Here is a 248-nt window from a genome sequence, read left to right as displayed (position 1 = left end):
GCTGGAAGATGAGCTTGAGCTCGAAGAACTTGATGACGAAGAGCTGCTGCTGGAAGACGAGCTGGAAGAAGACGATGAACTCGAACTGCTCGAGGAGGAGCTGGAAGACGGAGCGCTGCTGGAAGAATCCGGCTCCTGGGGCGGCAAGGAACTGCTGTGGAAACTGGAAGACGACCAGTTGCTGGAAGAAGATGACGAGGAAGAACTCGAACTGCTGGAAGACGACGAACTGGAAGAAGAAGGCGGCG

Annotated in this window: 1 protein-coding gene; it reads left to right on the top strand. The window is 55.6% G+C overall.

The features are described 5' to 3' along the window. Positions 1 to 248, top strand: a 248-nt coding sequence (locus HJW02_RS13055) for a hypothetical protein (RefSeq protein ID WP_208050686.1), incomplete at both ends; no start/stop codon positions are given.

It is taken from the genome of Akkermansia sp. GGCC_0220 (assembly GCF_017566105.1).
GTDB lineage: Bacteria > Verrucomicrobiota > Verrucomicrobiia > Verrucomicrobiales > Akkermansiaceae > Akkermansia > Akkermansia massiliensis.
The sequence above is the reverse complement of the archived record's forward strand: the minus strand, read 5'-3'. Positions and strand labels throughout refer to the sequence as shown.